Origin of the sequence: Agromyces marinus (assembly GCF_021442325.1) — a bacterium.
Lineage (GTDB): Bacteria > Actinomycetota > Actinomycetes > Actinomycetales > Microbacteriaceae > Agromyces > Agromyces marinus.
Genome location: NZ_CP087879.1, coordinates 1,005,453 through 1,023,221 on the forward strand (window position 1 = coordinate 1,005,453; position 17,769 = coordinate 1,023,221).

Consider the following 17,769-nt stretch of genomic DNA (forward strand, 5'->3'; position numbering starts at 1 on the left):
CCTGCCGAGGTCACAGCGGAACCTGCACCTGCTGCACGACCCCGCGCAGCACCTGATCGACCGAGACCCCCTCCAGCTCGGCCTCTGGGCGCAACTGCACCCGGTGCCGCCACGCCGGGAGCAGCATCGCCTGCACGTGATCGGGCGTGACCTTCTCCATGCCCGTGAGCCAGGCCCACGCCTTCGATGCGGCGAGCAGCCCGGCCACCGCGCGAGGCGAGACCCCGAGCCGCATCGACGGGCTGCGCCGGGTCGCGCGCGCGAGGTCGACGAGGTAGGCCAACACGTCGTCGGCGACGCCCACGCGGCGCGCGGCCGCGCGCGCGGCCGCGAGCTCGGCCGGGCCGAGGACCGGCTCGACGCCCGCGGCGGCCAGGTCGTGCGGGTCGAACCCGTCGGCGTGGCGTCGGAGCATCGAGACCTCGGCGTCGCGCTCCGGGACGTCGAGCACGAGCTTGAGGAGGAAGCGGTCCAGTTGCGCCTCCGGCAGCGCGTACGTGCCCTCGTACTCGATCGGGTTCTGCGTCGCGGCCACGAGGAACGGGTCGGGCAGGGGCCGGGTCACGCCGTCGACCGAGACCTGGCGCTCCTCCATCGCCTCGAGCAGCGCCGACTGCGTCTTCGGCGGGGTGCGGTTGATCTCGTCGGCGAGCAGCAGGTTGGTGAACACCGGGCCCTCGCGGAACGCGAACTCGCCGGAGCGCGGGTCGTACGCGAGCGAACCCGTGACGTCGCCCGGCATCAGGTCGGGCGTGAACTGCACGCGCCGGGTCTCGAGCCGGAGCGTTCGGCTGAGCGTGCGGACGAGCAGCGTCTTCGCGACGCCGGGCACGCCCTCGAGCAGCACGTGCCCGTCGGCCAGCAGCGCGATGATGAGCCCGGTCACGGCGCCGTCCTGCCCGACGACCGCCTTGCCCACCTCGGTGCGCACGCGGTCCAGGGCGGCGCGCAGCTGCGCGTCGTCGGGGGTGGGATCGGTCATGGTCGCCTTCCTGTCGTGGGCGGGGCCGCACGGGCCGGGTCCGGTGAGAGTGCGGCGCGCGTGCGCCGTTCGAGGTCGTCGAGCTCGTTCGCGAGCCGCACGAGGTCGCGGTCGCCGTGCGGTTCGGCGTCGACCAGCAGGGTGCGAACGGATGCCGCGTCAAGCCCGGTCGCGCCCGCGGCCGCGGCCGCGACCGCGTCGACGTCGGCAGCGCGTGGCAGGCGCAGCATCGTCGCGAGCCGTCGGATGGTGGCGATGCGCAGCTGGTCGAGCGCCCGCCCGCGCGCCGAGCCTCGAGCGTAGAGCCGCGCGCGGCCCTCGCCGGTCTCCGACGCGGGAACGTCCACCGGGAGGTCCTCGAACACGAGCGGTCCGAACCGGCGGCCGCTCCTCACGCCCGCCGCGATCGTCACGAGCACGAGCAGGACCAGCAGCGGCGAGGCCCATCCGGGCATCAGCTCGCCGAGGGTGGGGGCGTCCGCGGCATCCGCATCGCCGGGCCCGGGGAGGTACCAGACGAGCCGGTCGCCCGAGCCGAGCAGTCCGATCGCGAGCGCGGCATTGCCGGCCTCGTCGATCGTGGCGTTCGCGAACGGCGTCACCGAGCCGACGAGCACGACCTCGGCACCGTGCGGAGAGGGTCCTGCGACGACCGCGAACGCGTCGCCCGAGGCGAAGCAGCCCTCGAATCCCGCTGCGGCCGCCTCGTCGTCGATGCCGAGCAGCTGCTGCCCGGCGGAGAGCCCGCCCGCACGCTCGGCGGGAGCGAGCGTGCACGCCGCCTCGTCGAGCCCGTCCGGTGCGCCGCCCGCGAGGCGCACCCCCGGTGCGAGCACCTCGAGCGCCGCGAAATCGGGGCGCGCGACCACGATGCGGTCCACCGATCCGGCCAGTTCGCGGATCCGGTCGCGGTCGAGCAGGCCGGCGTCGTCGTGCAGGAACACGGTCGCGCGCCCGCGCCCGGCATCGATCGCGGCGTCGAGGCTGCGAACCGCCTCGACCTCGACGCCACCGGCCTCGAGGACCCGGACGAGCGCCTGCGCGCCGTCGGGCGCGGCGTTGTCCGACGCGAGCGGCGCCCCCGGCGGGCGCACCGCGCCCTGCAGCACGACGAGCAGCACCGCACCCGCGACCAGGACGGCGGCGATCGCGATCCAGGCGCGCCGGTGCCCGAGGGATGCGCGCAGGCCGGGCGTGATCGCCTCGGCCGGCCGCGCACCAGCGCTCATTCGGGCACTCCCGCGGCGACCGGATCGGCGCTCGGCGTCGCCGCGACCGCGCGCTCGAGGCGGACGATCGCCGAGTATGCGACCTCGTCGCCCGGCCGGTCGAGGTAGCGGACCGCGTCGAACGCGGTCGCGGCGCCCTCGAGCGCCTCGCGCTCGTTCGGGAAGCGGGCGGATGCCGCCGCGGCGAGCCCGTGCGCGGTCGTGCCGGGATGCGCGCGCACGAGCTCCCGTTCGACGAGGTCGCGCACGAGGGCGCGGAAGCGCTCCTCGATCGCGAGGGCCCAGTCGCCTCGGGACGCGGCCTGCTCGGCGGACCGACGCAGGGTCCGCGCGTCGCGCAGGTCGCCGTCGTCGAAGAGCGCGACGCCCGGGGCGGCGCGGCGCCGCAGCCGCGGAACCCCGAAGACGATGAGGCCGAGCAGGACCAGCCCGACCACCACGAGCACGGCGATGAGCGCGAGCGTCGAGCCGGGCAGGCCGGTCGCGCCCGTGAAGAGGTCGGCGAACCAGTCGCGCACCGCCTGCGCGGCCAAGTCGAATGCGGTCGGTTCCGCCGCCCGGTACTCGGGCTTCGCGAGTTCGTCGGTGACGAGCCGTCGCGCCTCGGGCGCGTCGGGGTCGAGCGGCGCGGCCGGCCGCGCGAGGCCGGTCAGGACCACGTGGGGGTCGGCGCGCCGGTCGGGGCCGGGCCGGTGCTCCCCGCACCTGCCGGGGGCGCCTCGTAGGGGTCGGTCACGGGCAGGCCGGCGTCGCGCGACTGGACGTGGCGTTCGAGGTCGAGGTCGAGGCCCTCGGTGCGCATGCGCAGGTCGATGTAGATGACGGCGATGAGCGCGGCCTGCACGACGGCGGCGATCGCGCCCACGAGGACCGAGAGGATCATGCCGATCACGCTCGAGCCGATCGAGATGGCCTCGTACGTCGGCCCCGCGGCGGGGTCGAGGATGAACGCGAGGATCGTGCCCCCGAGCATGGGCACCTGCACGACCGTCTGGGCGACGGTGCCGACGATGAGTCCGACGAGCAGGATCAGGCCGAAGGTGCGCCAGAAGTACCCGGTCGTGAGCTGCCAGGACCGCCGCATCGACGACACGATGCCCGCGCGCTCGAGCACGATGACGCTCGGAACGAGGGCGAGCTTGGTGCCGAGCCAGGCGGCGAGCACCGCGACGCCGGCCAGGAGCACGAGCAGCACGCCGACCACCCCGAGCACGGCGATCGGGTCGGGCGCGATGAGCGCCGTCGCGACGATGATCCCCGCGAACAGGGCGAACACGACGAGCACCGCGAGACCCACGAGCAGGGTCCACCCGATGAGCGGCCCGATGCGCCCCGCGGCGCGGCGCCAGAGCGTCCCGAATCCCAGCTTCTCGCCGAGCGTGCCGGTCGCGACCTCGACGACCATCACGCCCTGGAGGAATGCTCCCGCGACGACGCCGATCGCCAGCGGGACGAGCATGAGCAGCGCCATCCACCCGAAGGTCCCTGCGAGGATCGCGTCGGCATCCGCCGCGGTGCCCGCCGACTCGAGCCTGCCGACGGCCGAGACCGTCAGCGGGACGAACACCACGACCGAGGCGATCGCGGCGATCAGCTGCACCACGAGTCCGGTGCCGAACACCGGCGCGGGGTTGCGCCGCAGCGTCCGGAACGGCGCCCAGAGCAGGGTCCCGAATCCCATCGGACGCAGCGGGAGCAGGCCGGGCTTCGGCGGCGGGGTCCACGAGGGGTTCGGAGCCGGGTACCCCGTCGGCGGCTCGCCGGAGGCCGGCGGCGGGACGGGCGGAACCGGCGGGAGCGGAGCGCCGCCGGCGCTCGGCGGCGATGCGGGGGGATGCCACTGCTGGTCCGACACGTGCGCGGGCTCCTTCCGGGGATGCTCCCATGCTGCCACAGGCGGGGCACGGCCGACCCGTCGGGGCGAACGACTACGCTGGTGCCACCGGATCGCCGACCCGGCACCTGCCGGCACCCCACGGAGAACGAACGCATGACGCCTCGTGTACTCGTCGTCGACGACGACACCGCCCTCGCCGAGATGATCGGGATCGTGCTGCGCACCGAGGGATTCGACCCGGTCTTCTGCGCAGACGGAGCGGGCGCGGTCGCGGCGTTCCGGGAGTCCCGGCCCGACCTGGTGCTGCTCGACCTCATGCTGCCCGGCATGGACGGCATCGAGGTGTGCGGGCGCATCCGCGCCGAGAGCGGCACGCCGATCATCATGCTGACCGCCAAGGCAGACACGGTCGACGTGGTCAAGGGGCTCGAGTCGGGCGCCGACGACTACATGGTCAAGCCGTTCAACCCGAAGGAACTCGTCGCGCGGATCCGAACCCGGTTGCGACCGGCACCCGAGACGATCGTCGAGACCATCGCCGTGGGCGACCTCGAGATCGACGCCGCGGGGCACGAGGTCCGCCGGGGTGACGAGCGCATCAACCTCACGCCGCTCGAGTTCGACCTGCTGCTCACCCTCGCATCCAAGCCCCAGCAGGTCTTCACGCGCGAGATGCTGCTCGAGCAGGTGTGGGGCTACCACTACAAGGCCGACACCCGCCTGGTCAACGTCCACGTCCAGCGGCTGCGCGCCAAGATCGAGCACGACCCCGACAACCCCCGCATCGTCATGACCGTGCGCGGCGTCGGGTACCGGGCCGGCGTCACGACCTGAGGGGCGCACCGTGTCCATCGCGGCGGAGTCGGCCGAGCGGGCCACCGGTTGGGTCCGGCGCGGCGTCCGGCGGTTCGGATCGGCCTGGCGGCACTCGCTGCAGTTCCGGACGGTGCTCATCACGCTCGGGCTCTCGAGCCTCGCGATCCTCGTGATCGGGTTCACGATCTCGTTCACGGTCGCCTCCAACCTGTTCCAGGGCCAGGTCGAGCGCGTGCTCGGGCTCTCCTCGACCGCACGCGCGGCCGCGCAGGCCAGCCTCGACGCATCGGACGCGGCCGACCGCGCCTCGGTCCAGGCCGTGACGAACTCGGCGGTCAGGACCGTGATCGGGGTCTCGGGCAGTTCCGACATCGCCCTGTTCCGCACCCCCGACACCCCCGCCGGATCGATCGCGCCGCCCGACTTCCTCAGCCCGGACCTGGGCGGCAGGATCTCGGCCGAGCTGCGCGAACGCGTCCAGGGCAACCCCGAGGGCCAGTACTGGCAGTCGATCGAACTGCCCGACCAGAACGGCGAGCCCGCTCCCGGCATCGTCGTCGGCACCGACCTGCTCATCCCCGGCGCCGGCCGGTACGAGCTCTACATCGGCTACGACCTCGCCGACACCGAGCAGACGCTCGCGTTCATGCAGCTCACCGGCGCGGTCGGAGCCGTCGCGCTGATCGCGCTGCTCAGCGCCATCACGCTGATCGTCGTGCGCTGGCTGATCGAGCCGATCCTCGCGGTCGCCGCGACGAGCCGCCGGCTGGCGGCCGGCGACCTCGGCGTGCGCGTCCCCGCGAAGGGCGAGGACGAGCTCGCGGCCCTCGCCGAGGCGTTCAACGGCATGGCCGACACGCTGCAGGCCCGCATCCGCGACCTCGCCGAACTCTCCGTCATGCAGCAGCGCTTCGTGAGCGACGTGTCGCACGAGCTGCGCACCCCGCTGACCACGATCCGGCTCGCCGGCGACGTGCTCTACGGGCAACGCGAGGACTTCCCGCCGGCGACCGCACGGACCGCGGAACTGCTGCGCACGCAGACCGAACGGTTCGAGACGCTGCTGGCCGACCTGCTCGAGATCAGCCGGTACGACGCGGGCTCGGTCGAGCTCGAGAGCGAGCCGACGAACCTCGTCCACCTCGCCGAGGAGTCGATCGAGTCGATGCGCGCACTCGCGGCCGATCACGGCAGCGACCTCAGGCTCGAGGCGCCCGGCGGCCACCTCGACGCCGAGGTCGACCCGCGACGCATCCAGCGCATCGTCCGGAACCTGCTCGGCAACGCGATCGAGCACGGCGAAGGACGCCCGGTCGTCCTGTCGGTGGACTCGAACGCGACCGCGGTCGCGCTCTCGGTCCGCGACTACGGGCTCGGCATGTCCGAGGAGGCGGCCGCGCGCGTCTTCGACCGGTTCTGGCGAGCCGACCCGAGTCGTCGTCGCTCCATCGGCGGCACCGGACTCGGACTCGCGATCGCGCTCGAGGACGCCGTCGCGCACGGCGGCACGCTCGACGTGTGGTCGCGCGAGGGCCGCGGGTCGGTGTTCCGGCTCGTGCTCCCTCGCGTCCGGGATGCCTCGGTGCGGATCGTCGCGCCGCTCGAGCTCGAACCGCCGGACCCGGATGCCGCCGGACCGGACGCGTCCGGACCGGACGCCCACGGACCGGATTCCGCCGGACCGGGCGTCCCCGCCGAGGAGGTACGCGATGCGTGAGACCAGACCCCGCACCGGGATCCGTCGCGCCCGCCGCGGGCTCGCCGCGCTCGCGGCGATCGCCGCGCTCGCGCTCACCGCGTGCGCCTCGATCCCGACCGACGGCCCCGTGAACCAGGGTGAGACCGAGACGACCGAGGACGGCTTCGACGTCGACGTGCTGGTCCGCGGCCCGCAGGCCGGGGCCACGCAGCAGCAGATCCTCGACGGGTTCATCGACGCGGCCGCCAGCCCCAGGGGCAACTACGAGGTCGCGCGCAAGTTCCTCACCCCGGCGTTCGAGGACGAGTGGCAGGCCGACGAGGGCGTCACCGTCGATGTCCTCGCCGACCGTTCGCCGACCCAGCTCGGCGACGACCTCATCCGCTACCGCATCGTCCCCGAGGCGCGGCTCGAACCCAACGGGCAGTACCTCGAGACGGGGTCGAGCGAACCCGTCCAGCTCGAGTACCGGTTCGAGCGGGTCGATGAGGAGTGGCGCATCTCGGAGGCCCCGCCCGGCGTGCTCATCGACGAGACGAACTTCGGCCTCGTCTACCGCGCGTACACGCTCGCGTTCTTCGACCCGCAGTTCCGGTTCGTGGTGCCCGACATCCGATGGTTCGCGGGGCGCGAGTCCGCCCAGACGAGCATCGTCCGGGCCCTGCTCGACGGCCCGGCGGAGTGGCTGGCCCCCGGGGTGGCCTCGGCGTTCCCCGACGACCTGCAGCTCGACCAGGCGACGGTTCCCGTCACGGGCGGGATCGCCGACGTCTCGCTCGAGGGCGCCGCGTTCGACAACCTGCAGACGATCCAGCTCATGCAGTACCAGCTCGCGCAGAGCCTGGACGGCGTGCGCAACGTCGACGGCGTCGACCTGTCGCTGAACGGCGTGCCGGTCAGCGCGCCCGAGCTCACGGATCCGCCCGAGCGCACGCTGCGCATCGACCCCCGGCCGGTGGTCTCGGTGGGGGAGAGCTTCGGCTACCTCTCGGCGTCCGGCGACACGTTCACGCCGCTCGAGGGGGTCTCCGACCAGGTCGTCGCGCTCGCGCCGAGCGCGGCCGCGGTCGGGCCGGGCGCGACCTCCGCCGCGGTCCTGGCCGCCGACGGAGTCCTCCTCGTCGCCCAGGGCGAGGAGACGGTGCTGCTCGATCCTCGCGGCGGCCTCATCACGCCCGCGCTCGACGTCGACGGGATCGTCTGGTCGGTGCCGCGGGACTCGCCCGACCAGCTCGCCTGGTTCGGCGCCGACGGCGACGGCGCCCAGATCGCGGTGCCGTGGAACGCCGACGCCATCGTGTCGCTGCAGCTCTCACGGGACGGCACCCGCATGCTCGCGTTGCTCGCCGACGGCGCGCGGACGCGGACGGTCGTCGCGTCGGTGCAGCGCGACGAGCAGGGGCGTCCGCTCGAACTCGGACCCGTCGCACTCGAGCTGTCCGGCTCCGTCGGCACGCCGCTCGACGCGGCCTGGCTGGACTCGACCACGGTCGGCACCCTGACCGCTCCCGCCACGGGGGAGACCAGGCTCAGCGTGCAGCGACTCGGCGCACCCGCCGAGTCGCGGGACGGACCGGTCGAGGGCATCCAGCTCGACGGAGCGAACAGCCTCCGCGATCTCCGCGTCCTCGCCGCGAACGGCGACCTCGTGACCGGTGCAGGGGTCGCCTGGCAGGTGCAGGCCCGCGACGTCCGGTTCATCGCGACGCAGCAGACCGGCTGAGCCGGGCCGTCGCCGACCCGTCCTCCCCGGACGGCCGACGGCAACGGTCGCCCGCGGTTCCGTGCAGACCGCCCTGCCGGACCCGGCGCGCCCGCGAACCTGTCCGCATGCGCCGGCTCCTGCGCGATGCGCTGCTCGATGCGGCCGCCCTGGTCCTGCCCGTGGCGTGCGCCGGCTGCGACGCCCCGGATCGGGCGCTGTGCGACGGATGCCGCGCGGCACTCGCCCCGGGCCCCGTCCGCGCCGAGCGCCCGGGCCTGTCGGCCTGGGCCGCGATCGAGTACGCGGGAACGGCGGCCCGCGTCATCCGCTCGTTCAAGGACGAAGGGCGAACGGATGCCGCACGCCCGCTCGGCGCCGCGCTTCGCGCCGCGCTCGCCGCGGGCTGCGCCGGACTCGACGGCGGCCGGCGCGAGATCGCGGTCGTGCCCTCGACGGGCGCCGCGCGCCGTCGGCGCGGGTACGATCCCGTCCGGATGCTGGTCCGATCGGCGGGGTTCTCGCCCGCGCGCGTGCTCGCCGCGCTGCCGCGCGAGGACCAGGCGGCGCTCGGACGGCACGCACGGCGCGTCAACTCGGCAGGGTCGTTCGTCGCCCGGAGACCGCTCGACGGGCGACGCTTCGTGCTCGTCGACGACGTGCTGACCACCGGGGCGACGCTCGCCGACGCGGCGCGCGCGATCGTCGCGGCGGGCGGGATCGTCGACGCCGTCTCGGTGCTCGCAGAGACCCGACTGAGAATCGACCGGGCGAACCCGGACGCGTGGTGATCGATCCGTGACATCCACCGGTCCGAGGGCTACGGTGTCAGGACAGGCGTGGTCGCACCACCCTTCAGATCCGGGTGACACGCCGGTGGATGGAGGTTGACATGGAACTGAACATCGTCGGACGAAACCTGGAAGTCACCGATCGATTCCGCGCCTACGTTGCGGACAAGGCGGAGAAGGTCTCGAACCTGTCCGACCGGGCCATCGCGCTCGACGTGAAGGTCAGCCGTCACAACGAGAAGAACGGCAACGACACCGGCCTCGACCGGGTCGAACTCACCCTCGTCGGCAAGGGCCCCGTGGTCCGGGCCGAGGCCGACGGGGCCGACAAGTACGCGGCGTTCGACGTCGCGCTCGGCCGGCTCGTCGAGCGAATCCGCCGCGCCAAGGACCGCCGCAAGGTCCACCGCGGCAGCCGCCGGCCCACCTCGCTGCGCGAGGCCGCCGACGCAGGCTTCGCCGGGACCGGCGTCCACGCCGCCGACGTGGAGGTCCTCGAGCAGGTCCGCACCGGCAACATCCCCATCGTGGGCGAGGAGTCCGCTGCCGAGCCGGAGGACGACTACTCGCCCGTGGTCATCCGCCGCAAGGTGTTCGCGGCGACGCCCATGACCGTCGACGACGCGCTGTACCACATGGAGCTCGTCGGCCACGACTTCTACCTCTTCATCGACTCGGAGAACCACCGGCCGAGCGTGGTCTACCGCCGCAAGGGCTGGGACTACGGCGTCATCGGCCTCGACGAGCACTCCCAGGCCGACCAGGCCGAGGCCGCCGAGGCCCTCGGGCTGGCCCGTACGGGAGCCTGAACCTCGCCGCCGAACCGCCGAGGGCCCCGAGCCCGTGCGAGCGCACGGACCCGGGGCCCTCGCCCAGCCTGCAGCCCAGTAGCATGGCTATGATGACCGTCTGCACAGGCGGATCCTCCGGCGTGCGCGGGTGCCCCACCCCGACGTCGCACGTCTGAACGACAACGGGAGAGCAGTTCGTGGCTTCGATTCTGGAAAAGGTCCTCCGCGTCGGCGAGGGTCGCACACTCAAGCGGCTCGAGAACTACGCCGCCGCGATCAACGCCCTCGAAGACGACTTCCGGGAGCTGAGCGACGAGGAGCTCAAGCACGAGACCGTCGAACTGCGCGAGCGCTACGGCAACGGCGAGTCGCTCGACGACCTGCTCCCCGAGGCCTTCGCGGCCGTCCGCGAGGCGAGCCGGCGCACGCTCGGCATGCGCCACTTCGACGTCCAGCTCATGGGCGGTGCCGCGCTGCACCTCGGCAACATCGCCGAGATGAAGACCGGTGAGGGCAAGACCCTCGTCGCGACCACGGCCGCCTACCTCAACGCGCTCACCAGCCGCGGCGTGCACATCATCACGGTCAACGACTTCCTCGCGAGCTACCAGTCCGAGCTCATGGGCCGTGTGTTCCGCGCGCTCGGCATGACCACGGGCTGCATCGTCGCCGGGCAGACGCCCGCGGTGCGGCGCGAGCAGTACGCGGCCGACATCACCTACGGCACGAACAACGAGTTCGGCTTCGACTACCTGCGCGACAACATGGCCTGGCAGGCCGCCGACATGGTCCAGCGCGGCCACTACTTCGCGATCGTCGACGAGGTCGACTCGATCCTCATCGACGAGGCCCGCACGCCGCTGATCATCTCGGGCCCGGCGTCGGGCGAGGCCAACCGGTGGTTCACCGAGTTCGCGAGCCTCGCCAAGCGCCTCGTCCCGGGCGAGGACTTCGAGGTCGACGAGAAGAAGCGCACCGTCGGCGTGCTCGAGCCGGGCATCGCCAAGGTCGAGGACTACCTCGGAATCGACAACCTCTACGAGTCGGCGAACACTCCGCTCATCTCGTTCCTGAACAACTCGATCAAGGCCGCGGCCCTGTTCAAGAAAGACAAGGACTATGTCGTGATGAACGGCGAGGTCCTCATCGTCGACGAGCACACCGGCCGCATCCTCGTCGGGCGCCGCTACAACGAGGGCATCCACCAGGCCATCGAGGCGAAGGAGGGGGTGCAGGTCAAGGCCGAGAACCAGACCCTCGCGACCGTCACGCTCCAGAACTACTTCCGCCTCTACGACAAGCTCTCCGGCATGACCGGAACCGCCGAGACCGAGGCCGCCGAGTTCATGGCGACCTACAAGCTCGGCGTCGTGCCGATCCCGACGAACAAGCCCATGGTCCGCATCGACCAGCCCGACCTCGTCTACAAGAACGAGGAGGCGAAGTTCGCCCAGGTCGTCGAGGACATCGTCGAGCGCCACAAGAACGGACAGCCGGTCCTCGTCGGCACGACGAGCGTCGAGAAGAGCGAGTACCTCTCGCGGCTGCTCGCGAAGAAGGGCGTGCGGCACGAGGTCCTGAACGCGAAGAACCACGCGCGCGAGGCATCGATCGTCGCCCAGGCGGGCAGGCTCGGCGCGGTCACGGTCGCCACGAACATGGCCGGCCGCGGAACCGACATCATGCTCGGCGGCAACGCCGAGTTCATCGCGGTGCAGAAGATGCACGAACGCGGGCTGAGCCCCGTGGACACCCCCGACGAGTACGAGGCGGCGTGGGACGCCGTGTTCGAGCAGATCCAGGCCGAGACCGGCGCCGAGGCCGAGAAGGTCCTCGCGGCGGGCGGCCTGTACGTGCTCGGCACCGAGCGCCACGAATCGCGCCGCATCGACAACCAGCTCCGGGGCCGCTCCGGCCGTCAGGGAGACCCGGGCGAGAGCCGGTTCTACCTCTCGCTCACCGACGACCTCATGCGCCTGTTCAACGCCGGCGCCGCCGAGAGCCTGATGTCGCGCGGCGTGCCCGACGACGTCGCGATCGAGTCGAAGGTCGTCACCCGTGCCATCCGCTCGGCGCAGTCGCAGGTCGAGGCGCGCAACGCCGAGATCCGCAAGAACGTGCTCAAGTACGACGACGTCCTGAACCGCCAGCGCGAGGCGATCTACTCCGACCGTCGCCACATCCTCGAGGGCGACGACCTCCACGACCGCGTCCAGGTCTTCCTCGACCAGGTCATCGACGAGGTGCTCGACGAGCACACCGCCGCGAGCACGCCGGACGAATGGGACTTCGACGCGCTGTGGGCCGAGCTGAAGACGCTCTACCCCGTGGGGATCACCATCGAAGAGGTCGTCGCAGAGGCGGGCGAGAAGGGCCGGGTCAACCGCGACTTCGTGCGCCGCGAGATCCTCTCGGACGCCAAGCACGCCTACGAGCGCCGCGAGCAGACCCTCGGCGAGCCGGCGATGCGCGAGCTCGAGCGCCGCGTCGTGCTCTCGGTCATCGACCGGCGCTGGCGCGACCACCTGTACGAGATGGACTACCTCAAGGACGGCATCGGTCTCCGGGCGATGGCGCAGCGCGACCCGCTGGTCGAGTACCAGCGCGAGGGCTACGCCATGTTCCAGCAGATGATGGGCTCGATCCGCGAGGAGACCATCGGCTTCCTGTTCAACCTCGAGGTCGAGGTCGCACCCCAGACCGGTGTCGGCGGCCCGCGCATCGAGGCGAAGGGGCTGCAGCGCCCGTCGGCGCCGGAGGACAAGCTCAGCTACACCGCCCCGAGCGACTCCGGCGGCGTCGAGGTGCGCAACCAGCGCGGCCAGATCCAGCAGGCGGCGACCCAGCGGGCCCGGCGTGCGGTCGCGCAGCAGCAGGCCGGCGACCAGCAGCAGCCGCAGGCGCCCGCGGCCCGCGGCGCGTTCGGCCAGCGATCGGATGGCGACGCCGGCCCGCAGAACCGCCAGGAGCGTCGCGCGCAGGAGCGCAAGGGCCGCTGATCGGCGGCGCGACCAACGTACGAACGGCTCGGGGCGACCCGGGCCGTTCGTGCGTTCGGAAGCGAACGCTCAGCCCGCCGTCCGCCGCCCCTCGAGGAACGACGTGTGCACGGGGCCCAACCCCTTGACCTCGATGACGCCGCGTTCCGCGACGACGAAGCCCGCGTCGAGTTCCGCGGCGACGCGATCGGTGACCTGGATCCCGCCTGCGGGCGCGGTCGATTGCATGCGGCTCGCGGTGTTCACCGTCGAGCCGTAGACGTCCCAGAGGAAGCGTGACTGGCCGATGACCCCGGCGACCGCGGGACCCACGTCGATGCCGACGCGCAGGCGGATGCCGACCCGGCCCCCGATCGCGTGGCTCGCCGCGATCTCCCGGAGTCCCACCGCGAGGTCGGCGAGCGCCGCGAGGTCGACGGTGCCCGACGGGCCGCCGCTGATCGCCAGGTACGCGTCGCCGATCGTCTTGACCTTGGTCGCGCCGAGCCGCGTCGCGAGCGCGTCGAAATCGCGCAGCAGGTCGTTGAGGTCGTGGACGAGTTCGTCGGCAGACACCGATTCGGACAGGCTCGTGAAGTCGACGATGTCGGCGAACAGGATGCCGACGCGGTCGTAGCGATCGGCGATCGGCCGTTCGCCCGCCGTCAATCGGTCGGCGATCGCATCGGGCAGCACGTTCCGGAGCAGCCGGTCGGAGCGATCGCGCTCGTCGGCGAGGGCAGCGGCGAGACGGTCGCGGGAGCCGACGTAGGAGGCCATCGCGACGAACATGATGGTCGAGATCGAGATGATGTTCACCGCGAAGAAGACCGTGATGACCGTCTCGTCGAGCGCGGGTACGGCGGCCTGCAGCACCGGTTCGAGCGGTACGAGTGCCACCACGATCGCGGTGGACACGGCGAACACGATGCCCGGCCTCCGAACGCGCGTGTAGGAGAGGGCGCCGACGGGAGCTGCGAGCGAGAAGAGGATGACGGCGCTGCTCTGCACGAAGCCGCCGAGTGCCGCATGTGCGGCAGGGGGCAGCAGGAGGAACATCGTGAGCTGCGATGCGCGCAGCCACCGGTCCTGCTGCGTCCTCCGCAGCACGATGAGCCCGACGACCGTGAGGAGCACGTAGAGGGTGGGGATGCCGGCCGCGACCGGTCGGCCGATCGCGTAGTAGAAGATCGCCCACGGCGTCACGACGAGCGCCGTGAAGACCGCGGTGAACGTCAGGACCGATTTCTCCATGCGGCGGTCGTCGTCGTCCCCGATCGCGAACCCGGCGGATGCCACGGCCGCGAGCAGCTGCGCGACGCGGTTCGTCGACGCGGCGGTTCGCTCCATCGCACGAGCATATTTGAGACGTCGGCCCGAAGGATCGGTCGCGCGCTGGCTCGCTCGAACTCAGAGCACGCTGATGGCGCTCGCACGCCAGCGCTGGTCGAGCCCCTCCAGGCGGATGGCGACCGCGCGCGAGCGGGCGCGCTGGTGCACCAGCACCACCGCTTCGACGATGCCGTCGGCAGGCTCGCACGTGTGCACGCGCCCGACCGTGAACGCGGGGCGCTGCGGCGCCTGCCCCTTGACGCGTCGAGCCCTGGCGGCGAGCACCACGCGCTTGGAGAGGTTGCGGTAGACGTCGTCGGTCACCCACCGCGCGAGCTGCTCGAGGTCGCGGGCACCGGCGAGGACCTCGATGACGCAGTGGGTGAGGTTGCGGAGCACGGGTTCCGGATCGGGCAGGTCTGCGCGACCGGCGCGTTGCCGGGAGAAGTAGTCCTCGACGTCGAGGCGGCGGGCGCTGGTGCCCTGGATCGCGGCGCTGGACACGTCGTTCGGGCGTGCGGTCATGGCGGCTCCTGTAGGGAGGGGCGGGTGGCGGGTGCCGACACGTCGTGCCCCCTGTTCGGGGGGATCCGGGTCTACCATCGAACGGTAGAGCCGCCTCGATCCGGGTGTCAAGGGAATTCCGGGCCTGTGGAGAACTGTGACGCCGATCCGTGCTGGCGGTAGCGTCGGCGACATGCGCTGGGACCGCCTCTTCGACGACCTCGAGTCCCAGCTGGACCGCGACCGGGGCGAGGAGGAGCGCGCGCTCGCGCTCGAGTCCGAACGCCTTCGGGTCGGGCGCCTGGCGCTGCGCGACCGGATCGCAGCGATGGGAGGACCCGAGGACGGGCCCGTGCAGCTCGAGCTCGTCGACGGGACGTCGCTTCGGATGCGTCCGACCGCCTACGGGAGGGATTGGATCGGGGGAGTCGCGACGGCCGGCGCGGGCGACGCGCACTGCGTCGTGCCGGTCGCGGGAGTCGCCGCCGTGTCGGCGAGCCGGCGGCAGGTGGTCGAGAGCCTGACCCCGCGGCAGGGGCCCGGCGGGCTCGTGGAGCGGATCGGGATCGCGTTCGCCCTGCGCGACCTCGGCCGGAGGCGTATCGGGGTGGAACTGCGGAGCATGGAGGGGCGCTGGCACGGCACGATCGATCGGGTCGCGGGCGATCACCTCGACCTGGCCCTGCACGATGCGGGCTCGCCCCGGCGCGAGCGCGACGTGCGGGGCTATCGCCTGGTCCCGCTGGAACGCATCGTCGCCGTCGTCGCGGCTCCGACGGGGTGACCCGCCCGGCCGCGATCAGTCGACGGCACGCGGCCCCTGTTGGCGGATGCCGGAGAACTCGATCACGTTCGCGAACTCGCCCTCGTTCCAGACGACCTCGCGACGGGCGGCCTCGTACTGCATCTCGATGAAGAGCTCGAGCTGCGTGCGTTCGATCCGCCACGGGCCACGGTCGCCCACGCGCATCGCCGGGAGCTCGCCCGACATGATCAGCGCGTGCACGGCCTCGACGTCGACGGCGAGCACCTCGGCCGCATCGGCGACCGTGAGGAATCGACCGAGCGGCTGCTCCGCGACGTGATGGGCCATGCCCTCAAGTATCTGCCTGCGCCCGGACGATCGCAGGCGATGTGGATAACTTCTCGGCGTCCTCTCGGAGTTCGGTGACGATGGATCGCGGCGGCGCGACCGGCGCGCGGTCGAGAGGAGCGATCATGGCGGAACGGACGGCACGCGTGCCGGGCGGGCGGCGCCGGCTCGACCCCCGGCTGGTGCTGGGCCTCGTGCTGATCGCCGGGTCGACGATCGGGGTGTGGGCGCTCGTCGCAGCCGCCGACGACACGACCCGGGTCCTCGTAGCCCCGAGCACGATCAGCGCGGGCACCCGGATCGAACCGGGCGCCCTGCGCACGGAGCCGGTTCGCCTCGGCGCGCTCGCCGACGGGTACCTCGTTCCGGGGGACGTGCCCGAGGGTGGGCTCGTCGTCATCCGCACGGTGCGCGCGGGCGAGCTGGTTCCGGCTGCTTCGGTGGCCGAGGCCGACACCGCCCGCCGGGCCACCGTGGTGATCCCGACCAGGGGTGCGCTCGCGCGCGAGATCCGGCCCGGGGCGATCGTCGACGTCTGGACGGCGTCCGAGCTTGAGCGCGGCGTGTACGAGCCTCCGGTCGTCCTGATCTCCGGGGCGGAGGTCGCCGCCGTGCTCGAGGACGACGCGATGGTCGCGACGGGCGGTCCGAGCGTCGAGGTGCTGATCCCGCGCGACAAGACCGCGGCGATGCTCGAGGCGCTCGCGGCGGGCGACGTGGTCGACCTCGTCCCCGCCGATGCGGCCGGGGCGGACTGATGGCGCGCCTCGCCGTCGCCCTGCCGCCCGTGGTGGAGGACCGCATCCTCGCGGGGCTCGTCGAAGCGGGGCACTCGATCGTCGCGCGCGTCGTCGGTTGGCGCGACGTGCTCGACGGGCTCGACGTCATCGCGCCCGAGGTCGTCATCGTCGGCGCGGAGTCGTCGACGCTGCATTCCGAGCTGCTCTCGGCGTGCGACGAGCGCGGGATCCGGCTGATCGCGCTCGCGTCGTCGGATCGGGATCGTGGCCACGCGCGCGGACTCGGGTTGCACGAGGTCCTCGGCAGCGACGTCGACCCGGAGGAACTCGAGTCGATGATCGCGGGCGGGCCGGCGCTCCCCTCCCGACTCGCCGAGACCGGGGCGGGCACGGGCGGCGTCCCCGGCGCTCCGGAGCTGGTCGCGATCTGGGGTCCGGCCGGGGCGCCCGGCAGGACCACGACGGCGATCTCGATCGCCGCCGAACTCGCCGGTGCCGGGCACCTGGTCGCACTCGTCGACGCCGACCCGTACGGCGGCGCGATCGCGCCGACCCTCGGCCTGCTCGACGAGGCGCCGGGCTTCGCGTCGGCGTGCCGGCTCGCGGGTTCGGGCGCGCTCGACCGGGTCGAGCTCGAGCGCATCGCCCAGCGCTACTCGTCGCCGCGCGCCTCCTTCGACGTGTTCACGGGCCTGATCGGGCCGAGTCGCTGGCCCGAGCTGTCGGGTGAACGGGTGGTCGAGGCGCTGCGCGTCATCCGCTCCAGATTCGAGTTCGTCGTGGTCGACACCGGATTCAGCCTCGAACGCGACGAGGAGCTCACGAGCGACCCCCTGGCGCCGCGCCGCAACGCAGCCACCTTCGCCGCCCTCGGCGCAGCCGATCGCATCGTCGCGGTCGGCCTCGCCGATCCCGTCGGCCTCTCACGGCTGCTCCGCGGTCACGCGGAGCTGGTCGGCATCGTCGACCCCGAGCGCATCGACGTGGTCGTCAACCGCGTCCGGACGAGCGCCCTCGGCATGGATGCGCACGCCCAGGTCAGGCAGACGCTGCGCCGGTTCGCCGGGCTCGCCGACGCGACGCTGCTCCCGCACGACGGCAGGGCTGCCGACGCGGCGACCCTCACCGCCAGGACCCTGCGGGACGCGGCGCCGCGCTCGCCGCTCCGCGCCGCCGTCCGCGCCTACGTGGACGACCGGCTCCTGCCCGCGCCCGCACGGTCCCATCGGGTCGCGATGGGCCGGTTCCGGCGCCGCGTCGCCGCGGCGTGAGCGC

Annotated in this window: 16 protein-coding genes; 9 read left to right on the forward strand and 7 right to left on the reverse strand. The window is 72.7% G+C overall.

Features of this window, described 5'->3' with window-relative positions:
• Positions 1-10 precede the first annotated feature (10 nt).
• From DSM26151_RS04735 to DSM26151_RS04750, 4 genes are read right to left on the reverse strand one after another with little or no spacing between them, the layout of a single operon-like run.
• Positions 11-982 (reverse strand): AAA family ATPase, encoded by a 972-nt coding sequence (locus DSM26151_RS04735; protein ID WP_234661271.1) that lies wholly within the window; start codon positions 980-982, stop codon positions 11-13.
• Entirely contained in the window at positions 979-2,211 is a 1,233-nt protein-coding gene (locus DSM26151_RS04740) for a DUF4350 domain-containing protein (RefSeq protein ID WP_234661272.1), read from the reverse strand. Before DSM26151_RS04740 ends, DSM26151_RS04735 begins: the two co-directional genes overlap by 4 nt.
• The gene (locus DSM26151_RS04745) at positions 2,208-2,870 is read right to left on the reverse strand and encodes a DUF4129 domain-containing protein (RefSeq protein WP_234661273.1); all 663 of its coding nucleotides are present in this window, start codon (positions 2,868-2,870) and stop codon (positions 2,208-2,210) included. The genes DSM26151_RS04740 and DSM26151_RS04745 overlap by 4 nt, the downstream gene beginning before the upstream one ends.
• Positions 2,861-4,066 (reverse strand): hypothetical protein, encoded by a 1,206-nt coding sequence (locus DSM26151_RS04750; protein ID WP_234661274.1) that lies wholly within the window; start codon positions 4,064-4,066, stop codon positions 2,861-2,863. Before DSM26151_RS04750 ends, DSM26151_RS04745 begins: the two co-directional genes overlap by 10 nt.
• 135 nt (positions 4,067-4,201) lie before the next feature.
• Here DSM26151_RS04750 and mtrA point away from each other — a divergent pair, with 135 nt between their 5' ends.
• From mtrA to secA, 6 genes are all read left to right on the forward strand, one after another.
• Positions 4,202-4,882 carry an MtrAB system response regulator MtrA gene (mtrA, locus tag DSM26151_RS04755; RefSeq protein WP_234661275.1) on the forward strand — a complete coding sequence of 227 codons (681 nt, stop codon included), beginning with the start codon at positions 4,202-4,204 and terminating at the stop codon, positions 4,880-4,882.
• A gap of 10 nt (positions 4,883-4,892) precedes the next feature.
• Positions 4,893-6,581, forward strand: coding sequence for an MtrAB system histidine kinase MtrB (mtrB, locus tag DSM26151_RS04760; protein WP_234661276.1), 1,689 nt, complete (start codon positions 4,893-4,895; stop codon positions 6,579-6,581).
• A complete protein-coding gene (locus DSM26151_RS04765; RefSeq protein WP_234661277.1) occupies positions 6,574-8,286 on the forward strand; it encodes a GerMN domain-containing protein in 1,713 nt (570 codons plus the stop codon). The genes mtrB and DSM26151_RS04765 overlap by 8 nt, the downstream gene beginning before the upstream one ends.
• A 107-nt stretch (positions 8,287-8,393) precedes the next feature.
• Positions 8,394-9,056, forward strand: coding sequence for a ComF family protein (locus DSM26151_RS04770; protein WP_234661278.1), 663 nt, complete (start codon positions 8,394-8,396; stop codon positions 9,054-9,056).
• A gap of 101 nt (positions 9,057-9,157) precedes the next feature.
• A complete protein-coding gene (gene hpf, locus DSM26151_RS04775; RefSeq protein WP_234661279.1) occupies positions 9,158-9,865 on the forward strand; it encodes a ribosome hibernation-promoting factor, HPF/YfiA family in 708 nt (235 codons plus the stop codon).
• A 179-nt stretch (positions 9,866-10,044) separates the two neighbouring features.
• Complete coding sequence (gene secA, locus DSM26151_RS04780) at positions 10,045-12,846, forward strand: preprotein translocase subunit SecA (protein ID WP_234661280.1); 2,802 nt, start codon at positions 10,045-10,047, stop codon at positions 12,844-12,846.
• A gap of 69 nt (positions 12,847-12,915) precedes the next feature.
• Here secA and DSM26151_RS04785 read toward each other — a convergent pair whose 3' ends face one another.
• Both DSM26151_RS04785 and DSM26151_RS04790 read right to left on the reverse strand, forming a co-directional pair.
• Positions 12,916-14,175, reverse strand: a complete 1,260-nt coding sequence (locus tag DSM26151_RS04785) for an adenylate/guanylate cyclase domain-containing protein (protein WP_234661281.1) — start codon at positions 14,173-14,175, stop codon at positions 12,916-12,918.
• 60 nt (positions 14,176-14,235) lie between these two features.
• Positions 14,236-14,682, reverse strand: a complete 447-nt coding sequence (locus DSM26151_RS04790; protein WP_234661282.1) for an Rv3235 family protein — start codon at positions 14,680-14,682, stop codon at positions 14,236-14,238.
• 172 nt (positions 14,683-14,854) lie between these two features.
• Between DSM26151_RS04790 and DSM26151_RS04795 the strand changes: the two genes are divergently transcribed.
• Positions 14,855-15,445 (forward strand): type 2 periplasmic-binding domain-containing protein, encoded by a 591-nt coding sequence (locus DSM26151_RS04795; RefSeq protein WP_234661283.1) that lies wholly within the window; start codon positions 14,855-14,857, stop codon positions 15,443-15,445.
• A gap of 15 nt (positions 15,446-15,460) precedes the next feature.
• Here the strand turns inward: DSM26151_RS04795 and DSM26151_RS04800 are convergent, their stop codons facing one another.
• Positions 15,461-15,754, reverse strand: coding sequence for a helix-turn-helix domain-containing protein (locus tag DSM26151_RS04800; RefSeq protein ID WP_234661284.1), 294 nt, complete (start codon positions 15,752-15,754; stop codon positions 15,461-15,463).
• A gap of 125 nt (positions 15,755-15,879) precedes the next feature.
• Here DSM26151_RS04800 and DSM26151_RS04805 point away from each other — a divergent pair, with 125 nt between their 5' ends.
• Positions 15,880-16,512, forward strand: coding sequence for a CpaB family protein (locus DSM26151_RS04805; protein WP_234661285.1), 633 nt, complete (start codon positions 15,880-15,882; stop codon positions 16,510-16,512).
• A complete protein-coding gene (locus DSM26151_RS04810; protein WP_234661286.1) occupies positions 16,512-17,765 on the forward strand; it encodes an AAA family ATPase in 1,254 nt (417 codons plus the stop codon). Before DSM26151_RS04805 ends, DSM26151_RS04810 begins: the two co-directional genes overlap by 1 nt.
• Positions 17,766-17,769: the final 4 nt, after the last annotated feature.

Excerpts from the sequence above, each read along its gene's own strand:
- DSM26151_RS04810 (WP_234661286.1), top strand. The coding sequence starts at position 16,512 with ATGGCGCGCCTCGCCGTCGCCCTGCCGCCCGTGGTGGAGGACCGCATC.
- hpf (WP_234661279.1), top strand. The coding sequence starts at position 9,158 with ATGGAACTGAACATCGTCGGACGAAACCTGGAAGTCACCGATCGATTC.
- DSM26151_RS04800 (WP_234661284.1), bottom strand. The coding sequence starts at position 15,754 with ATGGCCCATCACGTCGCGGAGCAGCCGCTCGGTCGATTCCTCACGGTC.
- DSM26151_RS04770 (WP_234661278.1), top strand. The coding sequence starts at position 8,394 with ATGCGCCGGCTCCTGCGCGATGCGCTGCTCGATGCGGCCGCCCTGGTC.
- DSM26151_RS04735 (WP_234661271.1), bottom strand. The coding sequence starts at position 982 with ATGACCGATCCCACCCCCGACGACGCGCAGCTGCGCGCCGCCCTGGAC.
- DSM26151_RS04795 (WP_234661283.1), top strand. The coding sequence starts at position 14,855 with ATGCGCTGGGACCGCCTCTTCGACGACCTCGAGTCCCAGCTGGACCGC.
- mtrA (WP_234661275.1), top strand. The coding sequence starts at position 4,202 with ATGACGCCTCGTGTACTCGTCGTCGACGACGACACCGCCCTCGCCGAG.
- DSM26151_RS04765 (WP_234661277.1), top strand. The coding sequence starts at position 6,574 with ATGCGTGAGACCAGACCCCGCACCGGGATCCGTCGCGCCCGCCGCGGG.
- DSM26151_RS04785 (WP_234661281.1), bottom strand. The coding sequence starts at position 14,175 with ATGGAGCGAACCGCCGCGTCGACGAACCGCGTCGCGCAGCTGCTCGCG.
- DSM26151_RS04790 (WP_234661282.1), bottom strand. The coding sequence starts at position 14,682 with ATGACCGCACGCCCGAACGACGTGTCCAGCGCCGCGATCCAGGGCACC.
- DSM26151_RS04805 (WP_234661285.1), top strand. The coding sequence starts at position 15,880 with ATGGCGGAACGGACGGCACGCGTGCCGGGCGGGCGGCGCCGGCTCGAC.
- DSM26151_RS04740 (WP_234661272.1), bottom strand. The coding sequence starts at position 2,211 with ATGAGCGCTGGTGCGCGGCCGGCCGAGGCGATCACGCCCGGCCTGCGC.